This window comes from Acinetobacter sp. V89_7, from assembly GCF_029967895.1.
Taxonomy (GTDB): Bacteria; Pseudomonadota; Gammaproteobacteria; order Pseudomonadales; family Moraxellaceae; genus Acinetobacter; species Acinetobacter soli.
Window position 1 is genome coordinate 91,298 of sequence record NZ_JASCAJ010000032.1, and the last position, 15,394, is coordinate 106,691.

17 protein-coding genes are annotated in these 15,394 nt (G+C 45.5%); all 17 read right to left on the reverse strand.

All coding sequences use genetic code 11. The features are described 5' to 3' along the window. Position 1: 1 nt before the first annotated feature. The 17 genes from QLG00_RS13170 to QLG00_RS13250 all read right to left on the reverse strand — a co-directional run bounded on the left by QLG00_RS13170 (position 2) and on the right by QLG00_RS13250 (position 15,276). Positions 2 to 1,672, reverse strand: coding sequence for an AMP-binding protein (locus QLG00_RS13170; protein WP_282471182.1), 1,671 nt, complete (start codon positions 1,670 to 1,672; stop codon positions 2 to 4). Beyond that, positions 1,665 to 2,219: a septation protein IspZ gene (locus tag QLG00_RS13175; protein WP_282471183.1), complete on the reverse strand. Its 555-nt coding sequence runs from the start codon at positions 2,217 to 2,219 to the stop codon at positions 1,665 to 1,667. Before QLG00_RS13175 ends, QLG00_RS13170 begins: the two co-directional genes overlap by 8 nt. Positions 2,220 to 2,336: 117 nt before the next feature. Next, the gene (locus QLG00_RS13180; RefSeq protein WP_004932939.1) at positions 2,337 to 2,597 is read right to left on the reverse strand and encodes a phosphopantetheine-binding protein; all 261 of its coding nucleotides are present in this window, start codon (positions 2,595 to 2,597) and stop codon (positions 2,337 to 2,339) included. Positions 2,598 to 2,664: 67 nt separating this feature from the next. Beyond that, positions 2,665 to 2,985, reverse strand: coding sequence for a hypothetical protein (locus QLG00_RS13185; protein ID WP_282471184.1), 321 nt, complete (start codon positions 2,983 to 2,985; stop codon positions 2,665 to 2,667). Next, positions 2,958 to 3,572, reverse strand: coding sequence for a beta-ketoacyl synthase chain length factor (locus QLG00_RS13190; protein ID WP_282471185.1), 615 nt, complete (start codon positions 3,570 to 3,572; stop codon positions 2,958 to 2,960). Before QLG00_RS13190 ends, QLG00_RS13185 begins: the two co-directional genes overlap by 28 nt. 161 nt (positions 3,573 to 3,733) lie before the next feature. After that, positions 3,734 to 5,143 (reverse strand): ribosome biogenesis GTPase Der, encoded by a 1,410-nt coding sequence (der, locus tag QLG00_RS13195; protein WP_025095396.1) that lies wholly within the window; start codon positions 5,141 to 5,143, stop codon positions 3,734 to 3,736. A 186-nt stretch (positions 5,144 to 5,329) separates the two neighbouring features. Next, positions 5,330 to 6,484, reverse strand: a complete 1,155-nt coding sequence (gene bamB, locus QLG00_RS13200) for an outer membrane protein assembly factor BamB (protein ID WP_282471186.1) — start codon at positions 6,482 to 6,484, stop codon at positions 5,330 to 5,332. Then, positions 6,484 to 7,185: a tetratricopeptide repeat protein gene (locus QLG00_RS13205; RefSeq protein ID WP_004932928.1), complete on the reverse strand. Its 702-nt coding sequence runs from the start codon at positions 7,183 to 7,185 to the stop codon at positions 6,484 to 6,486. Before QLG00_RS13205 ends, bamB begins: the two co-directional genes overlap by 1 nt. A 31-nt stretch (positions 7,186 to 7,216) precedes the next feature. Then, positions 7,217 to 8,509, reverse strand: a complete 1,293-nt coding sequence (gene hisS / locus QLG00_RS13210) for a histidine--tRNA ligase (protein ID WP_004943667.1) — start codon at positions 8,507 to 8,509, stop codon at positions 7,217 to 7,219. Then, positions 8,506 to 9,621 carry a flavodoxin-dependent (E)-4-hydroxy-3-methylbut-2-enyl-diphosphate synthase gene (ispG, locus tag QLG00_RS13215; RefSeq protein WP_004932923.1) on the reverse strand — a complete coding sequence of 372 codons (1,116 nt, stop codon included), beginning with the start codon at positions 9,619 to 9,621 and terminating at the stop codon, positions 8,506 to 8,508. Before ispG ends, hisS begins: the two co-directional genes overlap by 4 nt. A 25-nt stretch (positions 9,622 to 9,646) precedes the next feature. Beyond that, positions 9,647 to 10,429, reverse strand: coding sequence for a DUF4115 domain-containing protein (locus QLG00_RS13220; protein ID WP_004943670.1), 783 nt, complete (start codon positions 10,427 to 10,429; stop codon positions 9,647 to 9,649). Continuing rightward, positions 10,420 to 11,178 (reverse strand): type IV pilus biogenesis/stability protein PilW, encoded by a 759-nt coding sequence (gene pilW, locus QLG00_RS13225; protein WP_282471219.1) that lies wholly within the window; start codon positions 11,176 to 11,178, stop codon positions 10,420 to 10,422. Before pilW ends, QLG00_RS13220 begins: the two co-directional genes overlap by 10 nt. Positions 11,179 to 11,237: 59 nt before the next feature. Continuing rightward, on the reverse strand, positions 11,238 to 12,482 hold the full coding sequence (gene rlmN, locus QLG00_RS13230) for a 23S rRNA (adenine(2503)-C(2))-methyltransferase RlmN (RefSeq protein ID WP_004932914.1): 1,245 nt from the start codon (positions 12,480 to 12,482) through the stop codon (positions 11,238 to 11,240). Positions 12,483 to 12,603: 121 nt separating this feature from the next. Next, a complete protein-coding gene (gene ndk / locus QLG00_RS13235) occupies positions 12,604 to 13,035 on the reverse strand; it encodes a nucleoside-diphosphate kinase (protein WP_004932912.1) in 432 nt (143 codons plus the stop codon). 108 nt (positions 13,036 to 13,143) lie between these two features. Beyond that, positions 13,144 to 13,344, reverse strand: a complete 201-nt coding sequence (gene iscX / locus QLG00_RS13240; protein WP_004932909.1) for a Fe-S cluster assembly protein IscX — start codon at positions 13,342 to 13,344, stop codon at positions 13,144 to 13,146. Positions 13,345 to 13,415: 71 nt separating this feature from the next. Next, a complete protein-coding gene (locus QLG00_RS13245) occupies positions 13,416 to 13,967 on the reverse strand; it encodes a phosphatase PAP2 family protein (RefSeq protein WP_004943680.1) in 552 nt (183 codons plus the stop codon). A gap of 25 nt (positions 13,968 to 13,992) precedes the next feature. Beyond that, complete coding sequence (locus tag QLG00_RS13250) at positions 13,993 to 15,276, reverse strand: glycosyltransferase family 1 protein (protein WP_004943682.1); 1,284 nt, start codon at positions 15,274 to 15,276, stop codon at positions 13,993 to 13,995. Positions 15,277 to 15,394 lie beyond the last annotated feature (118 nt).

Here is a 15,394-nt window from a genome sequence, read left to right on the forward strand (position 1 = left end):
GTTAAACATCCTGACCCAAATCTGTTTCGATAAAGCTTAAACGTCCAGTGGCCATGCTGGTTTGAGCTTGAGCAAATGTATAGCTGATCTTGTTGGCCTTACGTATCAGCGTTAACTCAACAATAGAATATGGCAAAATTGCCTGCTGAAATTTCACTTGTTCATAACCATTGCACCACACCAAATCTGGCCAAACCTCCCGAGCAAAGGCTTCGGCACAGCCAATTAAGGCCACGCCCGGATAAACGGGTTGATTTGGAAAATGCCCTTTAAAGCACTCCAGTTCTGGCACAAATTCCAGTCGATAACGCCAAGCCTCATCGCATGATAGGCGCTGAAGCATCACGGGCTGCTGCATCGGCTCAAAAAGCCGCTTTAAATACCGATGATCGAGCTTGGACTGCGTATTGTGTGGCAGCTCTGTTAAAAAGCGCCACAAACGTGGAATTGCAATAGGCTCCAGCGCCTCTTGCAATGTCTGTTTAATTTTTGCCACCCAGTGCTGCTTGCCTTCGGTGCTCAACTGTTGATGTGCTTCGTCATGCAACACCACAATACAGGCCAGCAACTGACGCTGCTGACGATCGATCAATAATGCATGGCACTGCTTGACCCATGGTAAAGTGGCAATCGTCTGCTCAATGGCATCTAAACTCAAACGTTTCTCTTCAAGTTTGATCAATCGGTCGGCACGTCCGCCCAAATGAAAGCCATGCCCCAAATGATCCGAATCTGCCCATACGGCCAAATCACCCGTGATGATCCAGTCATCGGTATGCGCATGCGCAGTTTGCACCATTAAATGTTGCTGATCGATACGAATCTGAACATCTTCAAATGCCCGCCATGGGTGCAAATCCTGATCCCGAAAGGCAATCCCACCGGTTTCAGAACTCCCCAGAATTTCGGTAATCGTAAAATCGACCTGTGCACGCACACCATCATCGAGTTTGCCTCCCGATGAAAAGACGATCTCGTTACGACTCAAGGTGTGATCTGCAGGCCATCGCTTGAGCAATGCAGGGCTTGAAATCAATATATTCGCGATTCCCTGCGCAGCAAAAGCATTCTGAACAGCAAGGATTTCCTCAGGAAATGTCAATTGCGGCGCATAGAAACTCCGTCCACCGACCAAGGGCCAAAGTACTTTAAACAGCAGGCCATAAATATGCTGATGGCTAACTGTTGCAAAGCTGACGGCCGTAGGTGAAATTGCAAATGTTGCATGAAGCCCGATTACCTCAAGCAGCAATTGCTCGAGCGTTCGTGCAATGAGCTTTGGCTCTCTGGTCGAACCCGAGGTATAAAAATCAATTTGAGCCCGAGCAGCAAAATTCGGACTGACATCCAATACGAGCGGCGCAAGAGTACGGTCAACTTCCTGACGACTTAAAAAATAAATCGATTCAGCTTTAAATTGCTGTTCAAGCTGCGCCACTTTGTGTGGCGGCAAACGTAAATGTTTTCCAGCCTGCAAAGCGGCAAAGAAAAGTACCAGAAAGTCATAGCTGTCTTGTTCCCAGAGCGCCCAAACAGGCTCGATCCGCTGGACAATCCAGGCGGCTTGTTCAGCCACATCCTGCCAGAAATCGGCAAATGATATGGGGTGTAAGTCTCGGTTAAAGGCCAGAGGCAAAGTTGACGCTATACGCTGGCTTAAAAGATCATTCATTATTGTGCTGCAAACGCTGGTGGCGTTTTCTTAAAATAAATTCGCCAATTAATAAAATTCCCATGAGGACATAGGAAATAAAACCATTATAAAGTACCCAGATCTCGGTGGATGCATACACACTGGTCCACCATGAAATGGCCGCATTGAGAATAAAAAAACCACACCATACAAAGGTCACTCGGCGCGTCCACTGTACGCCCGAGGCTGGCAAGTCAGGCTGCATGATTCGGGCAAAACGTTCAATCATGGAAGGTGGGCGCCACAAGGTCGATGCAAAAATGGCAAAGGCCCCCAGACTGGTCAATACAGGATAGACTTTTAGCCACATGTGGTCATTAAACAAGACGCTCATGGCACCACACACCACAGTAAATAGACTGAGAGGCCATAAAAAAGCGCTACTTTTGACCAGTAAACGTAGTAAACCAAGCGCAATCAGCATAATACTGACTGCCATAAAGCTGCCTCGGGTCAGACTCCAGCCGACCAAAAAGGGATAGGCCACAAACATAAGGGCAATCAACACCTGCATTAATTTTTGCATGGATAGGCGATTCCCATTTCATATTTGTGGATGAGTCCACTTCGATATCGACCAATGTCACCAGCATGAGTGTTTATCACCATCATGCAGTCGCCCCGTGCGTATCACTCATATCCGTCAGGCTTTTTGCTGACTTTCAACCAAAGCCACCAAGCTCTGGATCGAACGAAAATGCTGTTTGGTTTCATCCGATTCAGCATTCAAATGAATGTTGTAGCGTTTTTTAAGGGCCAAACCCAGCTCCAAGGCATCAATAGAATCGAGCCCCAAGCCTTCACCAAAAAGCGGTGCAGTATCATCAATGTCAGCGGCTTGAATATCTTCCAATGCCAATACATCAATGATCATTTGTTTTAATTCATTCGCAAGATTGCTCATGTAAATCACTCATACCAAAAATCTGACCGATACCGATTGGAAGCGTAAACACATCTAAATGTGACACTTAAACCAGCGAAAAAAGTTGAAAACTGTCTTGTTGATCGAGAATGTTCAACCCATCACGCGACCTTCTTGCATTTTTGTTAAATTGACAGGCCCACGTCGCACCATTATAGCCTGCATTTATCGATTCGCGTGTACTGCGATGCAGTTTTGATGCGTCACAATTTGCCATCATCCGTGAAATGTTCGGGAATATTGTGCGATAAACGTGGAACACAATCATGAATAAATTGATGAGATCTTGCATCAGAAATGTAATCAGGCCAACACGCTGCACCATCGAGATAAATGCTACTACTTCAGCTTGTGCCAGCCGCGCCATGCGTGTTGTTCCGATGCATTCCAAAACGCATAAAAGCCAAGTGCTTCTATTTCCTGCGAAGAGATTAATCCTTCAAGCGATAAATTTGGCGCCCCCAAGCTGACCACTGCCGACATAGCAAAGGCGTCAAATATCACTTTATCATCGTAAATCTCTGGCAATGGCTCTTCGTAAAACACCACCATGACGCGTTTTACCTGTGGTTGTGTTTTTAAAATGGCGTAGGCTTCAATCATGGCTTTCGACCATGAGCAGCTTAAGCTCGTCGAAATAGTGTCATCATGACATAAAATCGAATATAGGCCGCCAATGGCATTATGAACCGATGTTGAAAACTGCGTGGGTGATGGGGTCTGGTCGGTCAACACATCTTTTAAGATGCCATAGGTTTTGGTTTCATCGCCATAACATGAGGCCCAGACAATATAGTCGACCGCTTGCTCATTCACGGTCTCGATGGCCACATTTAAGGCCAGCTTGGCCAATGCCGAAAGTCTTCGACGCTGCATGGCGGGTACAGATTCTAAAGCACTTAGCCTCTCACCAGCATAACAATGTCGTAAAGAAGAAAGATGAAGTTTGAGCATGTAAAATTTCAGCCTATTTTCATTATTGTGTTGAAACCGCACGAATTATAGCATTAGTCGATTCAGTAAAAACAAACGCTAAAGGCGATGCATGAGGATGCATCCACATAAACACGCAATAAAAAAACCCCGAACATGTTCGGGGTTTCTCGATTGAGCAATTAACGCTTAAATTTCTTCTCGGCTTTCTTGAATTTCTGTACATAACGACGACGACGAGCAGCCACACGTTCATCGACTTGCGATTTACGCCCTTCAAATGGGTTTTCAGAGGTTTTAAAGTCGATGCGAACAGGTGTACCCTCAAGCTTGTATACTTTACGGAATACATTTTCGAGGTAACGGCGATAATCCGCTGGTGTTTTATCAACCTTGTTTCCGTGAATCACAATCGTTGGTGGATTTTGTCCGCCCATATGCGCATAACGCATTTTGATACGACGACCGCTCACCATTGGAGGTTGATGCGCTTCGGTGGCATCATTCAAAATCTGGGTCAGTTTGGCTGGGGAAACTTTCAGATTTGCCGACTCGTAAGCACGGTGAATTGATGGATACAGCTCACCAACACCTGTGCCATGTAAAGCAGAGATCAAGTGAATTTTTGCCCATGGAATAAAGTCAAAACGGCGCTCGACATCAAGCTTACATTGCTTGCGGTCATATTCGGTCATGTTATCCCATTTATTAATGGCAATCACCATGGCACGGCCAGCTTCAAGCGCATAACCGATCAAGTGTAAGTCTTGCTCGACAATTCCTTCACGCGCATCGACCACCACCACAACCACATGCGCATCTTTCATGGCTTGTAGCGTCTTAACGACCGAGAATTTCTCAATCATTTCATCGACTTTACCCTTACGACGCACACCCGCAGTGTCGATCAGCGTATATTGACGTCCATCACGCTCAAATGGAATATAAATCGAGTCACGCGTTGTGCCTGGCTGGTCAAATGCCACTACACGCTCTTCACCTAACAGGCGATTGACCAAGGTCGATTTACCCACATTCGGGCGACCAATAATCGCCAAACGCAAGCCTGTGGCTTTGTCGTGTTCTTCAGGATTTTCATCTTCAGGCACATCTACCAGCACATCTTCAAGCATTTGTGCCACGCCACGACCATGGCTGGCCGCCACATGTAACGGCTCACCAAAGCCAAGTTTGTAAAACTCAACTACAGCGGCTTCTGCATGTACTCCGTCTACTTTGTTGGCTACAAGGTAGACTTTTTTACCTAAGCTACGGATTTCACGTGCGATTTGCTCATCCGATGCCAACAGACCTGCACGGGCATCGACCACAAAAATGATGATGTCTGCTTCATGAATGGCTGTTTTGGATTGTTCAGCCATGTAGGCATCAATGCCCGCCTCACCCTCACCAATACCACCGGTATCGACAACAATAAATGATTTATTTTGGTAAACCGCATCACCATATTTACGGTCACGGGTAAGCCCTGCAAAATCAGCCACGAGTGCATCACGACTCTTGGTAATCTGGTTAAACAATGTTGATTTTCCGACATTCGGACGACCAATGAGCGCAATAACGGGTTTCATAGAGTAACCTTTTTCAAGATCTGCCATCTCTCATGGCATCTGCATCAGAAACGATAAATAAGGAAGACAAAAGGCCAGAGGCCCAAATAAAAATACGGGGTTTTGAATGGTTTAGTATTCAAAATACCCCGATGAATTTGATAAGCGTTTCGCCGAGCGGCTAGTTTAACACAAGCTGAGGAAAAATTAACGTACTTCCCAGATGGTTAAGGCACCTTTTGCGGTAGAGGTATATAAATGACCGTCTACTACACGCAGCGAACTGACTTCTCCACGTGTTTTGGCACGCCCGATGAGCTGACCAGAATTTGGATTGATCAAATGAATCACGCCATCTAGATCACCCACCACCAAGTCTTTTCCGAGCATAACAGGATTACTTAACTGACGATTAAGCAATACATCACTCTCCCAGAGCTTTGAACCTGTACCTAAATCAAAGACACTGAGTTTACCGTCACTTTGCGAAATAAACACTTTGTTGTCATAGACAGCCGGGCGCTTGTTACTGCTTGAATCCTGATTCCATACCACACTCAAATTGGTGAGGTCAGTAACCGTTACTTGACCTTGATAACTCACCGTCACCAAATATTGGCCAGAAACGACCGGATCACCATCGATGTCGATCAGGCGCTGTACGTCAGAACGTCCTTCACTTACAGCAACGCGGCGCTGAAAACGTGGAATACCGCTGATGACGTCAATACCATAAACATAGCCGTTGGCACTGGCTGCAACAACTGTACGGTCGTCGAGCATGACAGGTGATGGCTGGCCGCGCAAACTAAATTGAATGCTTGGCATTTTGTAGGTCCAGACCTGCTGACCTGTGGCAGCATCGTGTGCAAACACTGTACCATCATTGGCGATGGTGGTGACGCGTCCTTGATAAATCAGAGACGGACTAAGCACAGCACCACTAAGCTGTACTTTCCACTTTTGCTCACCCGTTTGCTGATCAAGCGCGAAAAGTTCACCTTTTGCAGTCCCGACCACGACAATACCTTCACCTGCGACCGTACCCGCAGTCAGACGATGCTTGGTCACACGTGTAGTCCAGAGGCGATCTTTACCACGATATGCCGAAACTTTACCTTTCGGATCTGGTACAAAAATGACTCCATTGACATTATCAAGCTGAAGACGCAAAGGATCTGCCTTAGGCATTGATGACACACGTTGAGAAAAAACAGGTACGAGCGCTTGCGTTTGCGTCTGTGCAAGTTTAGGCAAAGGATTCGGCTTGGCCTCTTCCTTTTTTAACTTGTTGGTTGAACAACCGACTAAGGCGGCTGATACAATCATTAATGCAAACGGAAATTTATACTTTATATCCATTAAGACTCATCCACCTGTGTGTCTAGAATCGGGCGCTCGATCTCAGGATCATCTACTAAAACGCCTACACTTTCGAGTTTAATTTGTAAAATTTGACGCTCTTGTTTACGTTCTAGCAAAACATCCCATGCACTTTGATACGCCTTGCGAGCAGAAGCGATATCATTTTTTGCAACGTAGACATCGCCGCGAGCTTCTTCAGCTGTGGCTTTGAATGCTGGATCGGTAACAGATGATAGCGTTTTTAACGCCTCATCATACTTCTTTTGCGCAAGTTGCGCATTAGATAAACGTAATTTGATGAGTTGCACAAGCCCTTCATCATTTATTTTTGTAGTCTCGATTTTTTTCAGCGACTTTTCAGCGCCTGCATAATCACCTTTGTCGTAGGCAATTTTAGCCAGCATGAATTCAACTTGAATCGCTTGAATTGAATCTGGTGCATCTTTGACAATCTTGTCTGCTGCTGCATAAAGATTATTGAGTGCATCTGGATTCGATTCAGCCGCTTGCGCCTGATCCATCAGTTGCTGAACTTTTGCGGTACGAGTCTGGTTTTCAGCTAAGGTTTTCTTTTGCCAATACTGCCAACCCAAAAAGGCAATGAGCGCAATAAGGATCCCGATAATAAGAGCTGAACCATATTTTTTACTGAACGACTTCAAGTTATCGAGTTGTTCTTCTTCACTTAATGCGCTCATGCGTGTGTCCTTTATCCTTCAAATCTTCAGCTTAATTTGCAATTTTTTCAATTAAAAATGGTACAAGCGCCGAGAGCGCAACCTGAGACTGTTCTGCGGTTGCCAACTCTTTAATCGCAAGCTCCTGTGCAGTCCACTCTCGTTCTCCAAGAATCACAGCAAAGCGCGCACCAGATTGGTCGGCTTTTTTCATTTGACTCTTCATACTGCCCTGAGAACCGGTTTTAATTCGAAGCGGATGATTGAGCTGCTCGAGCTGATCACGCACCTGTTCTGCCAGCACCAGTGCCTTGCCTTGATAGGCTGGTTCGGCCACTAAAAAGACATCACAATCACGCACGGCTTGAACCTGTTCAACTTGCTCAAGCAAGAGTAAAAGTCGCTCCATGCCCATGGCAAAACCTACCGCAGGTACAGATTGATCCGCCTTACCTTTGAGTTGTCCGACCAGACCATCATAACGACCGCCTGCACATACCGTCCCTTGCGAACCCAATAACGTTGTGGTCCATTCAAATACTGTTTTGTTGTAGTAATCGAGACCACGAACCAGTTTTTGGTTAATGACAAACGATACGCCCGCCTGAGTCAGATAATCTTGCAATTGCTGGAAATGAGCCAAACTTTCTTCTTTAAGAAAATCATGCAATTTCGGTGCATTTTCCAAGATCTTTTGAGTCGATTCAATTTTCGAATCTAAAATACGTAGCGGATTGGTGCCCAAACGACGCTGAGAATCTTCATCAAGTGCATCTTTGTGCTGATTTAAAAAATCGACCAATGCAGCTCGATATTCAGCACGCTCATCCATTTCACCCAAGGTATTGAGCTCAAGTTGAACTTTATCGGATACACCCATGCGTTTCCACAAACGTGCCGTCATCATGATCAGTTCGGCATCGATGTCTGGCGTTGCCACCCCAAAGGTTTCGACACCGAACTGATGAAATTGACGATAACGTCCCTTCTGTGGTTTTTCGTAGCGAAACATAGGTCCAACATACCAAACACGCGGAGTGGCGCCACGCAGTAAGTTGTGTTCGAGCATGGCACGTACACAACCTGCAGTACCTTCAGGACGCAGTGTTAAAGATTCTGGTGGTGTTCCTTTATCGAGAAAGGTATACATTTCCTTTTCGACAATATCCGTTGCATCACCAATTGCACGCTTGAATAAGCCTGTTTGTTCAACAATCGGCAAGCGAATCTGTTGGTAACCGTATGCATCCATCAAAGAAGCGAGATGCTGTTCAAGACGTCTCCATGCTGGCGTTTGAGCAGGAAGAACGTCATTAAAACCTTTAATTGCGACAATTGAACTCATGATGAACTACGAATAATTTCTTTAGATTTAGCTTCTTCGATCTCTTTCACACGCTGACGAACCATTGATTCGATTTCATCAACCAACTGGTCCGTATCGATCAGGTGACTTTTTTCACCGTTACGATAGACCAATGAACGAGGAGAAGCACCCACAACACCGATATCAGCTTCCTTCGCCTCACCCGGACCATTTACCTTACACCCAATCACCGACAGATCCATTGGGGTACGAACATCTTCTAAGCGCTCTTCAAGCGATTGCATGACCTTGATCACATCAAACTCTTGACGAGAACAGCTTGGACACGCAATAAAGTTAATCCCGTTTGAACGCAAACCAAGTGATTTGAGAATATCAAAGCCGATTTTAACTTCATCTTCTGGCTCAGCTGCCAAGGAGATACGCATAGTATCGCCAATGCCTTCCATCAGCAAGCCACCGAGTGCAATCGCAGATTTGACCGTGCCTGTACGATAAATCCCAGCTTCGGTTACACCCAAATGCAGTGGATTATCAATCTGCTGCGAAAGCAAGCGATAAGCATCCATGGTTAAAAATACATTCGATGCTTTCACACTGACTTTAAACTCATGAAAGTTCAAACGATCTAAAATATCGATATGACGCATGGCCGATTCAAGCAAGGCTGCACCTGTCGGTTCGCCATACTTTTTTTGCAAATCTTTTTCTAGCGAGCCAGCATTGACACCAATACGGATCGAAATATCATGATGACGAGCCGCGGCCACCACTTCACGCACTTTTTGATCAGAGCCGATATTGCCTGGGTTGATACGCAAGCAGTCTGCTCCGTAATCAGCCACAGCCAAGGCAATTTTGTGATCAAAATGAATATCCGCCACTAATGGCACTGAAACACGTTTACGGATTTGACCAAACGCTTCAGCAGCCTCCATAGAAGGCACAGAGACACGCATAATATCAACACCCGCATCTGCACATCGTTGAATTTGTGCAACAGTTGCATCGACATCACAGGTTTCTGTGTTGGTCATGCTTTGAATACTGATAGGCGCATCGCCACCGACATAGACAGAGCCAACACGAATTTTACGGGTCGGACGGCGTTTTATAGGATTTTCGATCATCGTTGGGTGCTCTACTTTCTCTGTCTTAACGCGATAAACGGAATTCTGCTTTGCCGTTTACGGTATAAGGCGACAATGAAATTTGCTCTTGATTTAAACTTAACGACACAGCAGACGCATCATCAAGTCGAATCTGAAAAGGTGACTGGCCCGACAACTCCAGTGTGGATGCCTGACGACCTGTTGCAAGAACCTTACCGGTTGAATCTACAATATGAATAGAGGTTGGACGGGTAAAGTTCAAGACCAACTGGTCGCCCGATGCTGCCGATGCATTTCCCATCGGTAAAATTTCAACGTTCGATGCCGCAGGCGCAGTGGCATCATTTTTCTTGCTTGACCAGTTTTGAATGGCGGTAAAAATCAGTCCAAGAATGACCAGAACCAATACAATCAGCACGCTACGTTTTAACCATTTACGATTACGCTCGCTGTTTGAACCCGGCAATTTACCCATGATCTTAATCGGCGAGTTGGTCAGCGCATGATTCGGCAATAAGCCCGTATCATTGGCATAGATTTCATCAAAACGTTGAATAATGATCGATGCATCCGCATTTAAATACTTTGCATACGAACGATAATAACCTTTGATAAACGTGGCCTCTGGCAGCACTTTATAATCATCGCTTTCAAGTGCCGTTAAGGTTTTTACCGGCATTTTCAGCGCGTCCGCAACGTGCTCGAGCTCCAGCTTTTTCGCAATACGGATTTGACGTAAATACTCACCGGGACGTTGTACATTTCCTAATGCAGAAGTGGGTAAACTTGAGCCAGTTGGCTGCTGTGAATTAGGATTTATTTCCATACGGCCTCAGTACTGTACTGTAATTGCATATAACGTTGATATTCTGGACTATCTGGGTAAAAAATACGAAGCTGATTTACCAATACTTGCACCCCAGTCCGGTCGGCATTCGCTCTCGCGACGCGAATTCCCACCCAAAGTGCACGAGCACTTTGATTTTTCTGCCCAACAGTTCGAACATATTGTTCATACATCTCTGTCGAGGCAGGAATTTTGTGTTGCAAATAATAAATTTCTGCTAACTCTAACATTGAAACAGTTGAATCACGGCTTGCCTGAAGTGCCTGTTTGAACATTTTTTCAGCATTCGAAACACCCCCCAGATGCAAATAAATCCGACCTAAATTTTCCAGTGCCAGATAGCGCTGGTCATATCCTAATGTACTACCGGCGCGTGTCAATTGTTGAATTGCATCATGATAACGTTTCATCTGATACAAATAAGCGCCATAGTTGTTTCTGGCCTGAGCATTCTCCGGATCCAGCGCTACAGCACGTGCAAAATATTCATCGGCTTTTTCAAGATTTGGGCGACTGCCCTCTTGCTGCAACAACACCCCCATCATCATGTTGGCATTGCTGTCTCTCGGTTCGACTTTGAGTGCATGATCTAGCGCACGCTTGGCAGCATCAAGATCACCTGTTTTGATATATTCGGCTGCAAGTTGAGTCCGGACTTTCGCGCCTTTTTGCGGATCTTTTTTTATTGAAGTCGTTTGGCATCCAGATAAAAGAAGCGCCGCCAGCATAGTGGCAGCGAATGACTTTCTAATTGTATAGGCCTTACTCAACTTACCACTCCCAATGCTTATCCTTGTGAGCGCATAATCTCTTGTCGCTGCGCAACTTTCTTTTTCCATTGTTCGGCGCGACGTGTACGGTCAGCTACTTGCCCGACTAACTGGCCACATGCCGCATCAATGTCATCACCACGTGTCTGTCGAATCGTACACACAAAACCGGCATCAGACAAAGCTTTTTGAAACGCCATAATACGATTACGGCTTGAGCGACCATACGGCGCGTGCGGAAACGGATTAAACGGAATTAAATTAATTTTACTTGGTAAATTTTTCAGCAGTTTAATCATCTGCTGTGCATGTTCAGGATGATCGTTTACGCCATCGAGCATCACATATTCGATGGTCACGTGCTTACGTGCACTTTCATTGCCATCTTTTGAAATATAACGCTGTGCTGCCGGAATAAGCTGTTCAAGCGGATATTTTTTGTTGATCGGCACCAACTCATCACGCAGTTCGTTATTTGGCGCATGTAAAGAAATCGCGAGGGCGACATCCAACTCTTCAGCCAACTTATCGATCATTGGCACGACACCCGACGTCGACAAAGTCACACGACGCTTCGACATACCGTAGGCAAAGTCATCTAACATGATCGACATCGAATGAACCACAGGCTTGAAGTTCAATAACGGCTCGCCCATGCCCATCATTACCACATTAGTCACCGAACGGGTACGTTCTGCTACAGGTACATCTTCAACATAAGACTGGTTGGCCACCCAAAGCTGACCAATAATTTCATCAGGCGTTAAATCACGCTGAAAGCCTTGTTTACCCGTCGAACAAAACGAGCAATCCAATGCACAGCCCACTTGTGAAGAGATACATAGGGTTTTACGTGAACCGGTTTTATCTTCTGCCGGAATCAGAACGGTTTCGACCAGTGAGCCTTCACCATCCCCCACACGAAACACCCACTTACGCGTGCCGTCTTTAGAATAATGACGATGCACCACATGCGGCGCTTTGACTTCACACACTTGCTCAAGTTTGGCGCGCAGTTTGCCTGAAATATTGGTCATTTCGGCAAAATCGGTAACAAAATACTGATGAATCCATTTCATGATCTGACCGGCACGAAATTTCTTTTCGCCAATCTGTTCAAAAAATTGTTCGAGTTCTTTACGCGACATCCCTAAAAGGTTTAATTTCGGCTTCACGACGTCTTTGTCCACAGCCATTTGAGATGTAGATGAAGAATGCGGTGCGTCTGTATTTGGCACTGAAACGCCTACTGCAGATGTCATGAGATTACCTAAACCAAAATAGAGATGAAATTCGATTGTTTAAAAATAAAACAATCACTTCATGAGAGAATAAAAAAACCAGATAAGTATGATACCACTTATCTGGTTTAATTGCTTTTAATTAGCGAGTGCGCGGGAAGATTTCGTCCGCAGCAAAGAAGTACGCAATTTCGCGCTCAGCAGATGCAACTGAGTCAGAACCGTGCGCAGCATTTTCGTCAATGCTTGTTGCAAAGTCTGCACGAATTGTACCAGGAGCCGCTTCTTTCGGGTTAGTTGCACCCAAGATTTCACGGTGAGCAAGTACAGCGTTTTCGCCTTCAAGCGCAGAAACAACCACTGGACCAGAAGTCATGAACGCAACGAGGTCAGCAAAGAAACCGCGTTCTTTGTGCTCAGCGTAGAAGCCTTCAGCTTCAGCTTGAGTCAAGTGCTTGTATTTAACAGCAACTGGCTTCAAACCTGCTTTTTCGAAACGAGCGATGATTTCACCAATGTGATTTTTACCTACAGCATCTGGCTTGATAATAGACAGAGTACGTTCAATTGCCATGAGTGGCTCCTATACGCTTTAAACGTGAAAAAAATTTGCCGCATTATACCGATGTCCGGGCCAATAATCAGCTTCGAATCGGTAAAAGTTTGGTTTTTTCTGTGATTTTTATCGAACTTCGTCAATCCAGGCCATTTGGATGGCCTCTAACAGTCCCTCTGTCGATTTTTGCGGATCATCATTAAAATCGGGTAAGGCGCACACCCATGCGTGTAGGTCGGTAAAACGAATCCATTGCGGATCGACCTCTGGATGTGCTTCTGAAAGCTCAATGGCAATATCAATGGTGTCTGTCCAACGTAGGCCCATTCGAGGTTCCTGTCTGTTTAAGATGAAGTCTGGTTACTGTAGCAAATTTATAAAACAGAGAGAATCGTTTCTCAAAGCACAACGCCCAACATTGGCGCACAAAAAATAATCATGCCAGCGATTGATGCACCAATCAGTGCGCCGACCATCACATCACTTGGATAATGTAAACCCAAAATCATGCGAGATAACGCCACCAGCAAGGTAAACGGCAGCATGAGCGTTACGAGTACAGGCATAACATAACCTAAGCAGATGGTTGCCATGACCGCGTGTAAGGTATGCCCAGACGGAAAGCTGAAATGATCTAGCGGACGCTCTCCCAGTACAATCACTTGATGCACTTGGTAAGGGCGAGGCCGAGTCGTTTTATGCTTCAAAAATTTGTATAGCGCGGTTCCAATTGAGCTACCCAGCACGAGGTACACGATTTGTATGCCATAAGGCAAACCTTTTGTTATCCAGACCATCGCCAGCATAGCGTACCAAAACGAACCGTCACCCAAACGGCTGACCACTTTAAAAAATGTGGCAACACGCTGTGAGTGTGAAAAATGATTTAGATACACACATCCTCTTAAATCGAGGTCCAGTATTCTTATTTTTGCATTCTTAAAATTCATGGTGTGTTCTCCTCACGCTTAACGTTTAGAATGATGTCATGTAGGGCTCCTTGACCACCCGATATAAGGCTTGTTCCATTTGTTGTACGGGAAATTGCCAGCCATCTTGTTCTACGCGCTGCCGCGCGAGACGTCCCATTTGCCGTAGCATCATAGCAGCAGGCAGCTGACGCATGTTGTGAATAAACGTAGCAGGTTGCCCGACAGGGCTCAACCATCCTGTTACACCGTGTTGCACATATTGATGCGCACAGGCGTAATCGTAAGCCACGACAGGCAGACCACTGGCCATGGCTTCGAGCACCACATTACCAAAGGTTTCTACTTGACTTGCAAACACAAATACATCTGCGCTTGCATAAGCTTCTGCAAGATTCCTGCCACTTAAACTTCCCGTAAATATTACGTCACGATTTTGATCAAGTGCCTGCAATCGTGCTCGGTCTGGGCCATCCCCAACAATCACCAGTTTCTGGCGTACCCGCTCGGTACGCTGCATCGCCAGATAATTTTCAATTAGTAGATCAATCTCTTTTTCAGGAGACAGACGCCCGACATAAAGCATCACGCATGTATCGGGTGCAGCCTGCCAAGATTGCCTTAAAGATTCGTTTCGATGGCTTGGTGAAAAAAAATCTGGATCAACCCCTCGCCCCACAATCGCTAGCGGGCAGGTTACACCAAATGCACGTAAGGCTTTCTCGGTGTCTTTACTGGGCACACAGGTCATTTGGGTATGATTATGAAACCAGCGTAAATAGCCCTGTATGGGTTTGAGTAAAAATGCCAAATCAAAAAAGCGGCTAAAATCCTGAAACGGCGAGTGAAACCCACTGGAAAGCGGAATTTTTCGGGCCTGCGCCGCATATAACGCACAGAGTCCTAATGGCCCTTCCGTTACAATATGTACCACATCAGGTACAAAGCTTTCTAAAGCTTTAGATACTTTCAGATACTGTGGCCAGCCGAATTGCAGCTCTGGATATTTGGGAATTTTTTGTGCATGCACCAAACATTCACGATGCGGCGTAAATTCAGCACAAGCCCGTTTTTGTTGTGGTCGAATCAGTAGAATTTTATGACCTTGTGCCTGTAAGCCCTTGCAGAGCTGTAGTAAAGACATGGCCACCCCATTGATTTCTGGCGGCCACGTTTCGGTTACGATTGCAATTTTTAAACGTGGGCGAACCAGCTCATTCAGGCAATCTAGATCCCGTGAAAAAGGATTGAAACGACGTTTAAAATAAAATTTAAAACTTTCTGGAATCTGTTGTTGTTTTAGTAGCGTTGTAGCGGGGATACCGTACATACAAGCGTCCATTGGCGTATTTATCATAGCTCAAAGTTTAAGCAGACTCTTTGACACTTTCATGATCTTGATATGACAGTTTTCTGACAACCCTATAAAAAAACCTCCTCGCCATCCT